Source organism: Bradyrhizobium sp. AUGA SZCCT0160, from assembly GCF_018130105.1.
Taxonomy (GTDB): domain Bacteria; phylum Pseudomonadota; class Alphaproteobacteria; order Rhizobiales; family Xanthobacteraceae; genus Bradyrhizobium.
Genome location: NZ_JAFCMD010000001.1, coordinates 243,218 through 259,138, shown reverse-complemented (window position 1 = coordinate 259,138; position 15,921 = coordinate 243,218). Strand labels below are relative to the sequence as shown.

The following is a 15,921-nucleotide window of genomic DNA, read 5'->3' as shown; positions in this document are numbered from 1 at the left end:
ACTGCCGGCGTCCGTAAGAACCCGGTGATGTCGCATCGCATCAGCCGCCTCTCAAACCGTCTTGCGGCCCCGCACCATCAGGACGAACAAAACCGCGAGGCCCGACGTCACCGTGTACATCGTGAACGCGTTCAGATAGCCGATCATCATCGACTGGCGGCCGATCTCTTTTGCCACCCTGGCAAGGCCCGGCACGGTGTCGAAGTTCCAGCCTCCGGTCAGGCCCGGTGTCGTCAACGCCCGGTTATAGGGTGAGATCATCTCGGTCATCCGGCTGTAGTTGGCCCCTGACGTGCGCACGATTTCGGCGATCGACAGCGAGATGAAGAAGCTCGATCCGATATTGCGCAGCAAATGGAAGATGGCGGACGCTTCCGCGTAATGCCTGGCGTCCAGCGTGCCGAACGCCACCGCCGTGATCGGCACCCAGACGACGCCGACGGCAAATCCCTGGATCATGCTGTTGATGACCAGGATCTCCATCGTGACGTTGAGGTCGAAGGTCAGCATCCACAGCCCCGCCACGGTCTGCAGGCCAAAGCCGAAGGCCATCGTGAGACGCGGATCGAGCCGGTTCATCAAGCCGGCCATCATGAAGCCGACCAGCATTCCGAGGCCGCGCGATCCGATCACCTGTCCGACCAGGGCGTCGGGATAACCGGCCTGCTGCTGCAGCAGCGGCGGCAGCAACACCATCGGCGTGAAGTTCAGCATGCCGTAGATCGTCACCAGCGCCAGCCCGATCGCATAATTGCGGTCGGTCAGGAGTTTCAGGTTCACGAACGGATTGCGGGCGCCAAGGCTGTGAATGAGGAAAACATAGAACGCGATGCCCGCAATCAGGCATTCGACCACGATCTCGGTCGAGTCGAACCAGTCCAGCCGTGCGCCGCGCGCGAGCACCAGCTGAATGGCCGCCAGCGCCGTTGCCAGTGCGATGAAACCGGTCCAGTCGAAGCGGACCTTGGTCAACTGGTTGTCTGAAGGCAGCGTCCAGGCCATGCCGACCGTGGCCGCAATCCCGATCGGCACCAGCATGTAGAACGACCAGCGCCAGCTATGGGCCTCGGCGAGATAGCCGCCATACACCGGGCCGAACACCGGCGCGACCGCGACCGCCATGCCGAAGATCGACATCACCATGGAGTGCTGGTGGCGCGGGAAGGTCGCGAACAGGATCGACTGCGACAGCGGTACCAGCGGCGCCCCGGCGCCGCCCTGCAGGATGCGCCACAGCACCAGCCCCTCTAGCGATTGCGCCATGCCGCAGAGCAACGTCGCCAGCGTGAACCATCCGACCGACCACACCATCACGCGCCTGCTGCCGAAGCGGGACACCAGCCAGCCGGTCATCGGCGTCACGACAGCGGTCGCCAGGATGTTGAAGGTCATCACCCAGGCGACCTCGTCCTGGGTCGCCGACAGCGCGCCCTGCATCTGCGGCAGGATGGTCGACGTCGTCAGCAACGCCGTGCCGTACAGCGAAGAGCCGAGCACGACCGTCATCAACGTCAAATATCGCTGCGCCGTGGACAGGGTCCCGGCGGGGTCCTCGGCTTCCATGCTGGTGGAACTCAGGGTGATGTCCCTTGCGGCAGCTGATGTCAAATACTAACCTAGCTTACTAATTTCAGGGCGACTACAACAGCGCCATGCCGAATACCGACGAATATATTGGGGTTGTGATTTCGGACGTTGCCCGCCTGTTGCGGACCGAGTTCGATCGCCGCGTGCGTCGCCTCGGCATCACGCGGGCGCAATGGCTGGTGTTGACCCGCCTGCACCGGCGCCCCGGCGCCTCGCATTCCGAACTGGCCGAGATGATGGAGGTCGAGAAGGCCACCGCCGGCCGCATGATCGACCGGCTGGTGGCCAATGGGTGGGTAGAGCGCCGCACGCAAGCGGACGACCGCCGCGTCAAGCGCGTGTATCTGACCAAGGAGGCCGAGCGGGTCCACAAGCGGATCTGGCGCATCGCCGAGGATACGGTCGATGCCGGGCTCGCCGATCTCGCCGGGCCCGAACGCAAACAGCTGATGGCTTTGTTGCAGCGCATCAAGAAAACCCTGGTGTCGGCGGACAACGGCGAGGGTGAGGGTGAGGGTGAGTTGGCGACCGCCCCGCGAAAGCGAGTTTCATTGACGACCGGCCGGCTCAACGGCAGGGCCGCGCCATGACCAAGCGGATGAAGCGATTGGCACTGGTCGGCGTGCCCCTGTTGGTCCTGGTGGGCGCGTTGGCCTTCTGGCTTCAGGGCGGCCGCCACATCTCGACCGAGAACGCGTTCGTCAAGGCTGACATCGCCCAGATTGCCAGCGAGGTCCAGGGGCGCATAACCGAGTTGCGGATCCGCGATCATTCGGCCGTCGCCGCCGGCGACGTGCTGCTTCGCCTCGATCCGACGCCCTACCAATTGGCGCTCGCCAAGGCCGAAGCGGAAATTGATTCCGCGCGCGCCGCCGTCGAGCAGCTCAAGGCCAGCCTGCGCGAGATCCGGGCCGAGACAAAGGAGGCGGAGAACAAGCTGTCGTATCTCCAGACGCTGGCCAGGCGCCAGCGTGAGCTGTCCGGACGCGGCGTCGCCTCGACCGCGAAGGTCGAGCAGACCAACAGCGAAGAGCAGGAAGGCGAGGACCGCGTCGCGGTGCTGCACCAGCGCATCGCGCGCGTCGAAGCTGCCCTCGGCGGCAAGCCCGACCGGCCGACCGATGCGTTCGCCGCCGTGCGTGAAAAACTGGCGGTGCGCGACCGCGCCGCGCTCGACCTTGCCTATACCGAGATCAAGGCGCCGAAGGCGGGTGTGGTCGTCAATTTCAAGCTGCAGCTCGGCGAGCAGGTCAAGGCGCAGACGCCGCTGTTCGCGCTGGTCACCGACCGCAGGCCGTGGCTGGAGGCCAATTTCAAGGAGACCGATCTGACCTATGTGACAGTGGGGCAGAAGGCCAAGGTCGTGCTGGATATGCACCCTGATGTCACCTGGGACGCGGTAGTGGAAAGCATCAGCCCGGCGACCGGCGCGGAGTTCGCGATCTTGCCGGCGCAGAATGCCTCGGGCAATTGGGTCAAGGTCGTGCAGCGCCTGCCGGTGCGGCTGCAGCTGGTTGCACGATCAGGCGAGCCGCCGCTGCGCGCCGGCATGACCGCCTATGTCAGCATCGACACAAGGCGCGCCCGCAGCCTCGCAAGGCTGCTCGGCGGTGGACCGGCGGTTGCCGCAAACCCCGCGCAGGAGACGGTCAAGACCGATTAGTTTTCGGCCACCAGACCCGAAGCGCGTGCTGTCAGCCCGGCAGAAGCCGCTTCACTTGTTTCCACGCGGGCGCCACGGCATATCCGATGACCGGGATTGACGCCGCGCCGACCACCAGTCCGATCACGCCTGAGATGGCCGCCTCGACGATCCATTTGAGCAAACCGGCGACCGCCGGCAGGGCGTGGGCCGCAGCGTCGGTGGCGGCGTGGACGGCATGACCGATCGAAGGCGGTCCGTACGCCTCGATACCGTGCAAGATGATGCCGCCGCCGACCCAGATCATGGCTGCGGTGCCGACCGCACTGAGAAATATCAGGAAGACGGGCATGCCCCGGACGAGGGCATGTCCCAGACCGCGGCTGATACTGCCAATGGCCGAGGCATTGTCGTTCTGCGCCAGCGCCACACCGGCGTCGTCGGCCTTCACGATCAGCGCTACCACGCCATACACCGCGACGGTGATCCCGATTGCGACAACCGCCAGCACGATGGCCTGCTTCAGGATGCTGCCAGCGGGCAGGGCCGCCAGTGTAATCGCCATGATCTCCGCCGAAAGGATGAAGTCGGTCTTGATGGCGCTCGCGACTTTCTGGTCCTCGAGCGTCTGCGCCTGCAACGCCACCGTGCCGAGCTCGGCCTCATGCTGGTGCGCATGATGGGGCATGACGGCTTCGTACAGTTTTTCAACGCCTTCGTAGCAGAGATAGGCGCCGCCAAACATCAGCAGCGGCGTGATCGCCGAAGGCAGGAAGTAGCTGAGCGCCAGCGCAGCGGGGAGCAGGATCAGGAGCTTGTTGCGAAGCGATCCCGCCGCGATCTTGCCCACGATCGGCAGTTCGCGCTTGGCTGCGAATCCGATAACGTAACCTGGCGTCACCGCGGTATCGTCGATGACGACACCGGCCGCCTTTACCCCCGCCCTGGCGGCCTGGCTGACCACATCGTCGAGGGAAGCCGCTGCCACCTTTGCGATCGCCGCGATATCGTCGAGAAGGGCGATCAGTCCGACGCTCATCGATAAATCCCGTTCATGATTCGCGGGTTCCTCGCCGAGCGTGACCCTCCGCAGATTGAGCTTTGACAGCGGATCGGCTTTTACAGCATCAAGCTGACTTTCACGATCTGCTTTTTCGACGCAATCCAGACTTGCAGTTCAGCGCACGAGGTTTCAACGCGCGGAGACGTCGGCTATAGCGTTTTCGAGCGAGGTGGATACCGGTTCGCGTCGAGAAAACGCGTCAAAACAGGAATTTAGAGCAAGATCGGTTCTGATTTGATCAGAACCGATCTTGTTCTAGTGTGCGCGCGATCCAAAGGGGAATAGCATGAGTTTTTCTGCAATTTTTGCGCGCATCGTCGCGCTGATCGGCGGGGCTGCCTTGTTTTGGCGCAAATTGCAGGGCGACGCACCGAAGCCTGCCTGGGGCAGCGCGCCCGTGGTGCCGGAGGCGAAGCCGCAGGGCGCCATTCCAACGCTCAAGATGCCGTCGGCGAGGGGCTGGGATGACGGGCAGAAGCCGACGGCAGCACCGGGGCTCAAGGTCAATGCATTTGCGACCGGCCTGAAACATCCGCGCTGGATCAACGTGATGCCCAACGGCGACGTCCTGATTGCGGAATCTAACCAGGTCGCAGGTCCGGTCAGAAACGTGTTCGGCTATGCGATGCAGGCGACGATGCGGCGGGCCGCGGCGCTTGGCGAAAGCGCGAACCGCATCACGCTGCTCCGCGACGCGGATGGCGATGGCGTCGCCGAGAAGCGCGGGGTTTTCATGGAAGGGCTGAACCAGCCGTTCGGCATGGCGCTGGTCGGCGACACCTTTTATGTCGGCAACACTGACGGCGTCGTGGCGTTCCCCTATGTGGCGAACGCCGATCGCATTACGGCAACAGGGCGCAAACTCGTCACCTTCAAGCCGGGCGGGCATTGGACGCGGAGCCTGCTGCCGAGCCCGGATGGCAAGAAGCTCTATGCCGGTGTCGGATCACTTACCAACATTGCCGACAACGGCATGGAAGTGGAAGAAGACCGTGCCGCGATCCATGAGCTCGATCTTGCCGGCGGCACCAGCCGCATCTTTGCCGGCGGCCTGCGCAATGCGGTCGGCATGGCCTGGGAACCGCAGACCGGCGTGCTCTGGACTGTCGTCAACGAGCGCGACGGTCTCGGCGACGAGACCCCTCCGGATTATCTGACCTCGGTGCGCGATGGCGGGTTCTACGGCTGGCCCTATTGCTACTGGGGCCAGACGGTGGACGATCGCGTGCCGCAGGATCCGGCCATGGTCGCCAAGGCGATCACGCCGGACTATGCGCTCGGCGGGCACACCGCGTCGCTTGGTCTTTGCTGGGTGCCCGCTGGCACGCTGCCGGGTTTTCCCGATGGCATGGCGATCGGCCAGCACGGCTCCTGGAACCGCAGCACGCTGAGCGGTTACAAGCTCGTTTTTGTGCCGTTCGAGAACGGGCGTCCGTCAGGGCCGGCGCGGGATATTCTCTCCGGCTTCCTCGCACCCGACGAGAAGGAATCCTATGGACGACCGGTCGGGGTGGTGGTCGGTCCCGACGGCCGGTCGCTCCTGATGGCGGACGATGTCGGCGACGTGATCTGGCGCGTCACCGGCGCGTAGCAGAACTGAGCGTGCCCGCGACGGCTGGATCGGCGAACGAAAGCGCCCGGCCGTCACGGATGTGGCGGTAATCTTGTGTTGCGCAGCTTGCCGGAAGTGTTGAGAATTAGCGCTCGTGTTTAGCAATTGAATTTGGCCCTTGTCGCGGAGAAGGCCTGTTAGTGCGCGTTGCCGGGTGGATATTGCTGATTGCCGGGGCTCTGCTTTGCGTCACGCTGGTATGGGCGACGGTTGGGTTCCTGCTGATGGGCGTCGGCCTGCTGTCACTCCTGGTGGCAGAGAACAAGCGACGGCGGGTGAGTGTCGCAACGTTAAGCCGCGCGCCAGCCGATGAGCGAATGGCGCAGCCACCGGTTCCTGAACCGGTCGTCTCTCACGAACCCCCGAAGCCGATAAGCCCACCGGCGGTTTCCTATGACAGGCAGGCATGGCGCCAGCTAGTTGAAAGCGATGCCGATCTCGCGCGGATAACCTCCGTGTTGGCCGACTACGGCCAGCAATATGTGGACGAGTTAGCCAGCGAATACATGGCTGACGTCGACAAGCAGCGCCTTCCCGCCATCGTTGAGGGCATCATCGGAAGAGCGAGCAAGAGTGCTGCGCCGCGTGGCAATGGCAGGCTGGCTGTCGACGACAGGCAGCCCAATCCGGTTGGTGCCTCAACGGCGGCCCGTCGGCCGGATCGGCCGCCGAAGTTATTGCCGGAGGCGACATTAAAGCTTTCCGAAAAATTGCCCGATTCCGCGGCCTCGCCGGTCGAACCGGCCAAACAGGAAGCTATTGGCGTACCCGCCGAGCCGCCAACTGCAGTGGATCCTGCACCGGGCGAGGGAGACCGCAACAAGACGATCATCAGCGCTGATGACGAACTCACCGCCATGCTCGGCAAATTGTCTGCGGATGCGGCCACGCCAACCAAGAGCTGAGCGCTGCCGCGGTTCAGCCATCACATTGCCGCGATAGGCCGGCCAATCTTGCATTAGCCATACTTCGACCACGAGCCGCTGGCTTGATTTGCGCACACCCGAAAACAAAACGGGAGATCGCAATGAAGCGAGACATCGGGGTGATAAGCGGCGCGACGCTCGCAATTGGCGTGATCATGTGGGCGTTCGCAGGCAATCCGGCCAGCACGAAGCGAACCAATGTAGCGCAGCACGTGACTCAGGCGATCGACGCTGCGCCGGAACTCAAGCATGTGACTGAGCGCAGCCCGTATATGCGGTCTGAGCGCTGACCAGGCTGAGATGAACGATACTCCTTGCCTTGCGCCGGTTTTGCCGGCCCAGCTGCGACAGTAGCTCGCACGGGCGCAGTGATCGCCTTGCCTGCGAACGCAGTGAATTCAGCTCCGGATGTTGCTAGGCTGCTCCTCGGATCGGTGACCCGAGTCGTTGGATGCCGTCATATCCAATACTACCGGCGCTTGCCGACGACCCCCCACAAAGGGGAACGTTTCTGAATGCAGCCAGCGAGGCAGGCCATGGTGAAACCGTTTCCATCCAAGACCCACATCGGCAACCACATGCTGCATCCGGAAACCTTGATGCTGAACTACGGCTACGATCCGCAATTGTCGGAAGGCGCCGTCAAGCCGCCGGTGTTCCTGACCTCGACCTTCGTGTTTCGGACCGCCGAAGACGGTCAGGATTTCTTCGATTTCGTGTCGGGCCGGCGCGAGCCGCCCGAGGGGATGGGCGCCGGCCTGGTCTATTCGCGGTTCAATCATCCCAACAGCGAGATCGTCGAGGACAGGCTTGCGGTCTATGAGCGCACCGAGAAATGCGCGCTGTTCTCGTCCGGCATGTCGGCGATCTCGACGGCGATCCTCGCCTTCGTCCGTCCCGGTGACGTCATTTTGCACTCGCAACCGCTCTATGGCGGCACGGAAACCCTGTTCACGAAAACGCTTGCGGGCCTCTCGATCGGCTCGGTGGGGTTTGCCGACGGCATCGACGAAGCCGCGGTGCAGTTGGCGGCGGAGGACGCCATGCGTAAGGGACGGGTTTCTATGATCTTCATCGAGACCCCGGCCAATCCCACCAACGGCCTGGTCGATATCGCGATGGTCCGCCGCGTCGCCGAGAATATCGGCGAGGCGCAGGATCACACGCCGATCGTCGCGTGCGACAATACGCTGCTCGGGCCGGTGTTTCAGCGGCCGATCGAACACGGCGCGGATCTGTCATTGTACTCGCTGACCAAATATATCGGCGGCCATTCCGACCTGATCGCGGGTGCTGCGCTCGGCTCGAAAGCCCTGATGAAGGACATCAAGGCGCTGCGCGGCGCGATCGGCACCCAGCTCGACCCGCATTCCTGCTGGATGCTTTCCAGGTCGCTCGAGACCTTGAGCATCCGCATGGAAAAAGCCGACGCAAACGCACGGCTGGTGGCGGATTTTCTGCGCGACCACGCCAAGGTGGCGCATGTCCATTACCTCGGCCATCACGATGCGAACTCGCCGGCTGGGCGACTATTCGCGGGGCAATGCACCGGCGCGGGCTCGACGTTTTCGTTCGACATCGTCGGCGGCCAGGCCGCCGCCTTCAAATTCCTCAACGCGCTGCAGATCTTCAAGCTGGCGGTCAGTCTCGGCGGCACCGAGTCGCTGGCCAGCCTGCCGGCGAGCATGACCCATTCCGGCGTTCCCGCCGACATCCGCCAGAAAATCGGCGTGCTCGACTCCACGATCCGGTTGTCGATCGGCATTGAGCACCCATCCGATCTGATCGCCGATATCGCGCAGGCCTTGAACGCGGCGTAGCTGTGCGCCTCGCATGATGCCCGCTTGGCGCCGGGGCGGACGCTCCCGCTGGGGCAGCTTTGCTGCGGGCCGTGCCCAAAGCAACCTCCATGGTTAATGAAGTACGATCGCATTTCTTAACATCCGATACAGCACGAGGGCAAAACACTCACCCATTCCGCCGTTGCTGTTGTAGAGGCAACGCGGCGTTAAGCCCTCCATGGAAGTTTGCTCGGATCGGAGCAGTCTCAGATGACCAGCAGCCGCCGGGAACTTGGCAAAACACATCTCCCGTTGTGGGCGGCGGGATTTGTGGCGTTGGCTTGCGTAGCAATTCTTGCGTTAAGCGGCTGGCGCGAATGGGAATCCCGCCAGGTCGACCTGAAGAACGCCGAAGTGGACATGGCCAATCTTGCCCGCTCGCTGACGCAGCATGCCGAAGATAGTTTTGATCTGGCTGACACCATCCTCGCCGGAATGACCGACCGCATGGAGACCGGCGGAACCAGCCCCGCAGCGGTCGAAAAGATCCGGACGTTTCTTCAATCGCGCAAGTACAACCGGCAGCGTATCCGCGGCATCTTCGTCTATGACGAAACCGGTCGCTGGCTCGCAACCACCGAAGACGTCAATCTCGCCGGTCTCAACAACGGCGATCGCGACTATTTCCAACAACATCGTGCCTCCACCGACCGCGGGACGCTGGTTGGCCGGCCGGTCAAGAGCCGTTCGGGAGGGCAGTGGATCATCACCCTGTCCCGCCGCTTTAATCACCCCGATGGCAGTTTTGCCGGCGTGGTGTTGACCAGCATCGACGTGGCCTATTTCACGCAATTCTACCGGCGATTTGACATCGGGCCGAACGGCTCGGTGTCGCTGTTGAATGCCGATGGCATCATGCTGGCGCGCAGCCGTGACGAAGACGGCAGCAATGTCGGACGCGATATGTCCAAGGCGCCGTTGTTCCGGACTCTGAAAGACCGCCCAGTGCCAGCGTCTATTACTTTAAATCGCCGCTGGACGGCCTTGAGCGCTTGAGCTTCTACCAGCTGAGCAGCCGATATCCCATCATGGTTCTGGCGACCAAGGCGCGAGACGATGTGCTGGCGCCATGGCGCGAGCAATCGTTCATACGTCTGGCTGTCGTCGCAGGCCTTACTTTGGTGATCGCGCTGACCGGCTTTGCCTTTGTGCGTTACCTGCTGCAGCGGCAACGCATGGCGGCAGCCCTTGTGGCCAAGGAGGCGGATTTTCGCCTGCTCGCCGAACAGTGCAGCGATGTGGTGATGCGTGTCGGGCTGGATGAGCGGATTCTCTACGTTTCGCCGTCATGCGCCCGCGTTTTCGGCCACGACCCCGCCAAGTTGCTGGGAGCGCCGGCCCTTGCGGCGATCAACGCCGAGGACCGGCCGCGGGTTGAGCAGGCCATCGCGGCATTGAAAAACGGCGAGGCCGAAGAGGCGCGGCTCATCTACCGCGTCCGTCACCGCGAAAAGAATGAGATCTGGGTCGAGACCGCCCTGCGCGTCACTCGCGCGACCGAGACCGACAAGATCGACGGCGTGGTCGCAATCTCGCGCGACATGACCGAGCAACAGGATTTGCAGCACAAGCTAGAGGCGCTTGCCACCTCCGATGGATTGACAGGACTGGCCAATCGCCGCCATTTCGACGAACGCCTGTCGGAGGAATGGGCGCGCGCCAAGCGCGATGGCACGCCGTTATCGCTATTGTTGATCGACGTCGACCATTTCAAGAAATTCAATGATCACTATGGTCACCAGGCCGGAGACGCCTGCCTGCGCGCGCTGGCGCGGATCCTGGACGCACAAATTCGCAGGCCGGCAGATCTGGCAGCCCGCTACGGCGGCGAAGAGTTCGTGCTGCTCCTGCCCAACACCGATTCGGAAGGCTGCATGCAGGTCGGCGAAAGGGTGCGTGAAGCGCTTCTCGAACTCGGCATGCTGCACGCGCTCAACCCGCCTTCCAAACTCATTACGGTCAGTCTCGGCGGTGCGACGAATGTCCCGGCCCAGAGCATGACCGAGCACGCGGCCCTGATTGCCGCAGCGGATCGGGCGCTCTATTCAGCCAAGAATGGAGGGCGCGATCGGCTGGTAATGTCAGGACAAGTCGTCGCCTGGCCTGATGCCAGAAGCGCCTGATACAAGAGCGCCTGAGGCCGCGCGGCCCTAATCTTCACGAACCCTTTTTAGCCCTGACCGAATACGACAACGGCATCCGCGGCACGCCATCGGCAAGCCGCCACAGTCTTTCCGATGCCGGTACCAGGCTTGGCAGACCGCGCCAGGGCAACACTTCGTGCTCCCTGAACATCGTAATCGTCAGTCCGGCATCGATCAGGCCGCCGAGCACGGCCGAGAGCGAGTGGATCCACTCGCGGGTCGATCGATGCGACATGATCGTGGGATCGCCGGTGTAGGTGGTCTCGTTTGCGAACTGCAGCGGCCGGTCGGCAGGCGTTTGAAAATCGTAGGTGGGAACAAGCCTGCCGTCGAATTCTTCCATCACCGTGAAGGTGGGATGCGCGTCCGCGAAATAGAGCTCGCCACCCGGCGCCAGCACGGACGCAATGGTCTCTGCCCATTTCTTCATATCGGGCAGCCAGCAAATGGTGCCCCAGGTGGTGAAGACAAGATCGAATGGGCCCGGCGTCAGGGCAGGGGCCTGATCGACGGTCCCCTCGACGAAGTCCGCCTTCAGCCCGGTCTCATCGGAGAGGCGCCGCGCCACATCCAGTGCGGCTGGAGAAAAATCCAGCCCGGTTACCGTCGCGCCGCGCCGCACCAGGCACAGCGTGTCGCGACCGATATGGCACTGCAGATGCAGGACGCGCTTTCCCCTGATGTCACCGAGTTCCGCCACTTCAATCGCACTCAGCGCGTCCGCGCCCGCCCGAAACCGGTCGAGCATGTATTCACCGTTGGTATCGCGTGCATGAATGGCGGTGCGCTCATCCCAGTTCCGGCGATTGATGGCGAAGGGGTCGGTCATGTCTGCTCCATCTTGATGACCCCTAGCAGATTTCAAGGTCCTTCGCGAATGCACGCTTTCGCCATCGTGGACGTCGATTCATTCCTCTGGCATCTTGTCGAGATGTCGTTGGCCCTGATCATCCTGATCGCTCTCGCCGTTCTTTGGTTTGCGGAACGCAGCCTTGAGCACCTTCCACTGGCTGCGGCCGGGCTGTGTTTGTGCACCGCAATGCTGCTGTTTGTCGTTAGCGATCTGGAACGCGCGATCCTGTTGTCATCCATCGCGGCGGCGGCAATTTTCGGAGCGTCGAGAGTCAAACATGATCACAGCGGGATCAAACTCATTGCAACCGATCTGCCGCTGGCTTTTGCGGGAACAGTTCCATTTTTATTGGTGCAGTATCCACTCGCACTGTCGGCTGCGCTGGCCGGAAGCATCACGCTCATGCTGGCCGCGGTCGCGACCCTGATCTATGTGCGCGGACCGCCAGTAGCGTTTGAACTCCAAATCCTGTTTTTCGGCATGGCTTGTATTGGCCTGGTGGCAGCCTACCAAGCAAGCGGCGGGCCGGTACCTTTCCAGCGCAATGCGGCGCTCCGCCGCTGTTTTCTTTCCAGCTTCATCGCTTCGCTGCTCAACCCGCTTTCCTGGCGGCCGCCCGGCGGGCTCGCGCTGAGCGATATCGCCAAAGACCCGCTGCCGCTGATGGCGGCCGTACCGGCGCGCAGCCTCGACTATCCCGACATCATCGTGATCCAGCACGAGTCGATCTTCGATCCGCGCCTGTTTGGTCTCCCGGTTGAGCCGATTGTCGAATCGTTTCTGTCACCGAAAGACGGACTCCATGGCAGCCTCAACGTGGATATTTTCGGCGGAGGATCGTGGCAATCGGAATTCAGCCTGCTGACGGGCCTTTCAAGCGCGAGCTTCGGTTCGAACGCCTATTTTCTCTTCAAGCGCGGGGCCGGCCGCTTCCACAGCAGTCTTCCAGGGACGCTCTCGGCGCTCGGATACAGAACAATGCTGACTTCGAGCTGCCGCCGCAGCTTTCTCAGCTATGACAGGTTCTACCGTTCAATAGGGATCAACGAGCGTCTCTTCACGGATGATTTTGAACCGCCCTTCGACGTCGATCGTTTCGAAACCACGAATTCCGATGGGCTGTTTCTGGACGCCGCGCTCAATGCGCATATGAACGGCATTGCCGACGATGCCTCACCTCGCTTTCTATACGCGCTGACCAACTTCAATCACGGCCCGCACAACCGAAACCTGGTTGCCCCCGGGCGCTATGAAGGCGAGCGGGCGTTTGCCGCCGCGAGCCTTCCCGATGCACATTATGCCGAGTATTACGCGCGGCTGGTCGAGACCGCCGTGACCTGGAATAAACTCAAGTCCGAGCTTTCCTCCCGTTTTCCCAGGCGTCCGACACTCATTGTGCACTATGGCGATCATCAGCCCGTCATGACCCGACGGATCGAGAAAAAACTCAAGCTCGGCCCGGACGCGAGGCGGCAGTTCCGCACGTTCTACGCGATGGAAACCTTGAATGACTTCCCTGACCGAATTCCGCGTGGACGCGGCCCGGACCTGGATATCGCCTTTCTCGGCACCGTGGCCTTGCAGCATGCCGGTCTGCCGCTGGATGAGATCTTCGCGACGCGCGCGAGCCTGCTTGAACAGTGCGGCGGCGCCTACTTCGCATCATCGTCGGAACGGAAACGACGGTTTCACCGGACCCTGGTGGATCTGGGCGTGATCGACGTGGCACCAGCCGTGCGATAACAGCGCTAGATATTCCCCGCAGGGCAGGGGCGCCACCGTGTAGACTGCAGTCTCGATATCAGTCGTCGCGGTAGCGGTACGGCGGTCGGACACGGATCGAGCGGCTCCGCCGCTCCTCCCAGGCCTCGGTACGCTGCCATCCGCGGCTACGGCCGCGGCCGTCCTCAATCACCAGCGTGTCGACGCGGCTGCAGCGGCCGTTTGAGCAGTTGGATGAGGAATTCGATGACTGACTTCCGGCCATCACCGGAGAGACGGCGAGGCTCGCAGCGGAGGCGAGGCCGAAGAGAACAATACGGAGTTCGCGCTTGCTTCGGTAGGACATGAGAGGTTCTCCCGCACGTTTGATTGACAACTTCGGTTCCCTCCAATGCGTTCCATCAGGCGGTCCAACAATGATGCCTCCTGTGCGGTTTCACAGGCTTGACCACCGTGCCGCATTGCGAGCTTCGCGAATGCCTGTCGCTGTGGGATACGGCCCATGCCTGGTTGCTTCAGCAGGGTTTGTTGCATACCCTCGTGAGGTTCATCGTTAGCTTCCTTTCAGGCGAAATCATAATTTAGGCGATACGGGAGAAGTTGGTGGCTGCGCGATTGCTGTTTACGAGCGCGGGTAACGGTTCGAGCAATAATTTGGTCCGCAGCATGCGGGCCGGCGCCGGCCCTTCCTTTATCGTTGGCTGCAACGACGACCAGTTCGCCCTGAAGAAATCCGACGCCGACAGGAATTACCTCGTCCCGCCCGCCGATCACCCGGAATGGAGCGAGGTGCTGCGCTGGATCATGAAGACCGAACGCCTGCATCTCATTATTCCAACCGTTGATTCCGATGTTGAGAGCCTGTCGCGCGCCCGGAAGACGCTGGGCGAATATCTGTTTCTGCCAAGCGAAGCCGTTTTGGGTGTTTCCCGCGACAAGTACCGTCTCGTTTCACTGTTGCGCCGCAACGGCATCGACGCTCCCGAAACCTATCCGGTGCGGGACCTGAACAACGTCAGCAAAATCTTCCAGCAGCTCAAGGGCGGCAGACCATTATGGTGCCGGGTCCGGAGCGGGGCCGGTGCACTCGGCGCACTGCCGGTCCAGACCGCCGAGCAGGCACGGAGCTGGATCAGGTACTGGAAGGAGATGCGCGGCGTGCCGGTCGCAGCGTTCTTGCTGTCGGAGTTTTTGCCGGGGCGGGATTTCGGCTGCCAAAGCGTCTGGAGGGACGGCGAGCTGGTGCTCATCAAGACCTACGAACGGCTTTCCTATCTTGGCATGGGCAGTCAGCCGTCGCGGGTCTCCTCGGTGGCGGGGCTGGCAAAGACGGTCTTCGAACCGAAAGTCGTGGACACCTGCGTGCGGGCCATCAAGCTGCTTGATGCAAGGGCGTCCGGCGTTTTCAGCGTGGATCTCAAGGAAGATGTGCGCGGCATTCCCTGCATCACGGAAATCGGCGTCGGCCGGTTTACGTCTTCGACCAACATTTTCGATATGGTCGGAAAGCACAACATGGCGAGGACCTTCGTTCAGCTGGCGCGAGGCCTGAAGGTCAAAATCGAAGACAGCTACGAGGCCTCGCCGGACTGGTACATGATGCGAGACCTCGATAGCGCGCCGCGCATCTTCCACGCCTCCCAATTCGCTGATAACGTTCGAAGTACTTGGCAAGGGGCCGCCTCGGATCGGGGCCGCCTGAAAACAACGGGAAGGGGCAAGAGCGGATGGCGTACATTCAAGTCAACAAGAAGATAAGCACCACAGGCCGTACCTATATTCGGGTGGCGGTCACGCCGAAGAGCGCCGAAGGGAAGGCGATGCTTCGTCAGTTCGTCGCGGGAGTGAAGGATTTTGAGAAAAAGTGGAAAGCGACCGCGGCCGCAAAAAAGGACCGTCTTGCAAGGGAAGCAAGAGCCAAGAAGAGAGCTGCCAAGAAAAAGAAAGCCTCCAGGAAGTAAGTCTCCCGAGATCCGGGATCCGGTCGTCACCGCGCTCGCAATCGATCGAGGCCTCGACAGCCATGAGCTCGAGGCCCTTCAACTCGAGCTGCGAGCGCTGGCCAGCGCTTGCGGACTGGAGGTCACCGCCCTGGAAGTTGCAGCCCCGGAAGCCAAGGCTGCGAAGCGCCGGATCGCTACGATGCGGCGCAGGTCAAAATCAGTTTGAACGATGTCAGAGGGCGCCTTTAAGCCACCAGCGCTTGAAGCTTTACCGCCTGTTCCCGGCTATGCACGGCAATAGCGGTGTGACTATAGAGGGCATTTGACTGAAGGGTGGCGAGGCGGTCGAGCAAACTGCTGCCCTTGACGACGTGCAGGCCCATTCCCTCTTCCGAGGGGAAGATACCCAAAACAACATCATAGGCCGCGACCACATCCCTCAATGCGGCGGCTGGGTCTTTTGAGCTTTCAATGAATGTGCGAACGTCCGCTGCGAGATCGCGCAGTTCGTCAAAATTTTCCAAGGCGGCACTCCAACGCAACTAACTGCCCGAATCTTGAATGCAGAAGATTACCGAACCATCAACA

14 protein-coding genes and 1 pseudogene are annotated in these 15,921 nt (G+C 62.1%); 10 read left to right on the top strand and 5 right to left on the bottom strand.

Annotated elements, in window-relative coordinates:
• Positions 1-51: 51 nt before the first annotated feature.
• A complete protein-coding gene (locus JQ558_RS01280; protein ID WP_212292625.1) occupies positions 52-1,608 on the bottom strand; it encodes a DHA2 family efflux MFS transporter permease subunit in 1,557 nt (518 codons plus the stop codon).
• Between the two features lie 44 nt (positions 1,609-1,652).
• Between JQ558_RS01280 and JQ558_RS01275 the strand changes: the two genes are divergently transcribed.
• The gene (locus JQ558_RS01275; protein ID WP_212292624.1) at positions 1,653-2,177 is read left to right on the top strand and encodes a MarR family winged helix-turn-helix transcriptional regulator; all 525 of its coding nucleotides are present in this window, start codon (positions 1,653-1,655) and stop codon (positions 2,175-2,177) included.
• Positions 2,174-3,250, top strand: coding sequence for an HlyD family secretion protein (locus JQ558_RS01270; RefSeq protein WP_212271874.1), 1,077 nt, complete (start codon positions 2,174-2,176; stop codon positions 3,248-3,250). Before JQ558_RS01275 ends, JQ558_RS01270 begins: the two co-directional genes overlap by 4 nt.
• Before the next feature lie 31 nt (positions 3,251-3,281).
• Here JQ558_RS01270 and JQ558_RS01265 read toward each other — a convergent pair whose 3' ends face one another.
• Positions 3,282-4,268, bottom strand: a complete 987-nt coding sequence (locus JQ558_RS01265) for a DUF808 domain-containing protein (protein ID WP_212207029.1) — start codon at positions 4,266-4,268, stop codon at positions 3,282-3,284.
• Between the two features lie 310 nt (positions 4,269-4,578).
• Between JQ558_RS01265 and JQ558_RS01260 the strand changes: the two genes are divergently transcribed.
• From JQ558_RS01260 to JQ558_RS01240, 5 genes and pseudogenes are all read left to right on the top strand, one after another.
• Entirely contained in the window at positions 4,579-5,883 is a 1,305-nt protein-coding gene (locus JQ558_RS01260; protein WP_212292623.1) for a sorbosone dehydrogenase family protein, read from the top strand.
• A gap of 161 nt (positions 5,884-6,044) precedes the next feature.
• Positions 6,045-6,809, top strand: a complete 765-nt coding sequence (locus JQ558_RS01255) for a hypothetical protein (protein ID WP_212292622.1) — start codon at positions 6,045-6,047, stop codon at positions 6,807-6,809.
• Positions 6,810-6,931: 122 nt separating this feature from the next.
• A complete protein-coding gene (locus tag JQ558_RS01250) occupies positions 6,932-7,120 on the top strand; it encodes a hypothetical protein (RefSeq protein ID WP_212271871.1) in 189 nt (62 codons plus the stop codon).
• Between the two features lie 246 nt (positions 7,121-7,366).
• Positions 7,367-8,650 carry a cystathionine gamma-synthase family protein gene (locus JQ558_RS01245; protein ID WP_212271870.1) on the top strand — a complete coding sequence of 428 codons (1,284 nt, stop codon included), beginning with the start codon at positions 7,367-7,369 and terminating at the stop codon, positions 8,648-8,650.
• 231 nt (positions 8,651-8,881) lie between these two features.
• Positions 8,882-10,794: pseudogene (locus JQ558_RS01240) on the top strand (diguanylate cyclase).
• Between the two features lie 34 nt (positions 10,795-10,828).
• Here JQ558_RS01240 and JQ558_RS01235 read toward each other — a convergent pair.
• Entirely contained in the window at positions 10,829-11,644 is an 816-nt protein-coding gene (locus tag JQ558_RS01235) for a bifunctional 2-polyprenyl-6-hydroxyphenol methylase/3-demethylubiquinol 3-O-methyltransferase UbiG (RefSeq protein ID WP_212292621.1), read from the bottom strand.
• 48 nt (positions 11,645-11,692) lie between these two features.
• On the opposite strand from JQ558_RS01235, the gene JQ558_RS01230 reads away from it, so the two are divergent.
• A complete protein-coding gene (locus JQ558_RS01230; RefSeq protein ID WP_212292620.1) occupies positions 11,693-13,411 on the top strand; it encodes a sulfatase-like hydrolase/transferase in 1,719 nt (572 codons plus the stop codon).
• Positions 13,412-13,469: 58 nt separating this feature from the next.
• Here the strand turns inward: JQ558_RS01230 and JQ558_RS01225 are convergent, their stop codons facing one another.
• Positions 13,470-13,736: a hypothetical protein gene (locus JQ558_RS01225; RefSeq protein WP_212207040.1), complete on the bottom strand. Its 267-nt coding sequence runs from the start codon at positions 13,734-13,736 to the stop codon at positions 13,470-13,472.
• 320 nt (positions 13,737-14,056) lie between these two features.
• Here JQ558_RS01225 and JQ558_RS01215 point away from each other — a divergent pair, with 320 nt between their 5' ends.
• Together JQ558_RS01215 and JQ558_RS01210 are read left to right on the top strand one after the other, a co-directional pair.
• Positions 14,057-15,148, top strand: a complete 1,092-nt coding sequence (locus JQ558_RS01215; protein WP_409410487.1) for a hypothetical protein — start codon at positions 14,057-14,059, stop codon at positions 15,146-15,148.
• Positions 15,118-15,351 (top strand): hypothetical protein, encoded by a 234-nt coding sequence (locus JQ558_RS01210; RefSeq protein WP_212207043.1) that lies wholly within the window; start codon positions 15,118-15,120, stop codon positions 15,349-15,351. The genes JQ558_RS01215 and JQ558_RS01210 overlap by 31 nt, the downstream gene beginning before the upstream one ends.
• A gap of 227 nt (positions 15,352-15,578) precedes the next feature.
• Here JQ558_RS01210 and JQ558_RS01205 read toward each other — a convergent pair whose 3' ends face one another.
• On the bottom strand, positions 15,579-15,857 hold the full coding sequence (locus JQ558_RS01205) for a hypothetical protein (RefSeq protein WP_212292617.1): 279 nt from the start codon (positions 15,855-15,857) through the stop codon (positions 15,579-15,581).
• Between the last annotated feature and the right edge of the window lie 64 nt (positions 15,858-15,921).

Coding starts and splice junctions, on each gene's coding strand:
- JQ558_RS01275 (WP_212292624.1), top strand. CDS start 1,653: ATGCCGAATACCGACGAATATATTGGGGTTGTGATTTCGGACGTTGCC.
- JQ558_RS01270 (WP_212271874.1), top strand. CDS start 2,174: ATGACCAAGCGGATGAAGCGATTGGCACTGGTCGGCGTGCCCCTGTTG.
- JQ558_RS01265 (WP_212207029.1), bottom strand. CDS start 4,268: ATGAGCGTCGGACTGATCGCCCTTCTCGACGATATCGCGGCGATCGCA.
- JQ558_RS01260 (WP_212292623.1), top strand. CDS start 4,579: ATGAGTTTTTCTGCAATTTTTGCGCGCATCGTCGCGCTGATCGGCGGG.
- JQ558_RS01250 (WP_212271871.1), top strand. CDS start 6,932: ATGAAGCGAGACATCGGGGTGATAAGCGGCGCGACGCTCGCAATTGGC.
- JQ558_RS01245 (WP_212271870.1), top strand. CDS start 7,367: ATGGTGAAACCGTTTCCATCCAAGACCCACATCGGCAACCACATGCTG.
- JQ558_RS01235 (WP_212292621.1), bottom strand. CDS start 11,644: ATGACCGACCCCTTCGCCATCAATCGCCGGAACTGGGATGAGCGCACC.
- JQ558_RS01230 (WP_212292620.1), top strand. CDS start 11,693: ATGCACGCTTTCGCCATCGTGGACGTCGATTCATTCCTCTGGCATCTT.
- JQ558_RS01225 (WP_212207040.1), bottom strand. CDS start 13,736: ATGTCCTACCGAAGCAAGCGCGAACTCCGTATTGTTCTCTTCGGCCTC.
- JQ558_RS01215 (WP_409410487.1), top strand. CDS start 14,057: ATGCGGGCCGGCGCCGGCCCTTCCTTTATCGTTGGCTGCAACGACGAC.
- JQ558_RS01210 (WP_212207043.1), top strand. CDS start 15,118: ATGGCGTACATTCAAGTCAACAAGAAGATAAGCACCACAGGCCGTACC.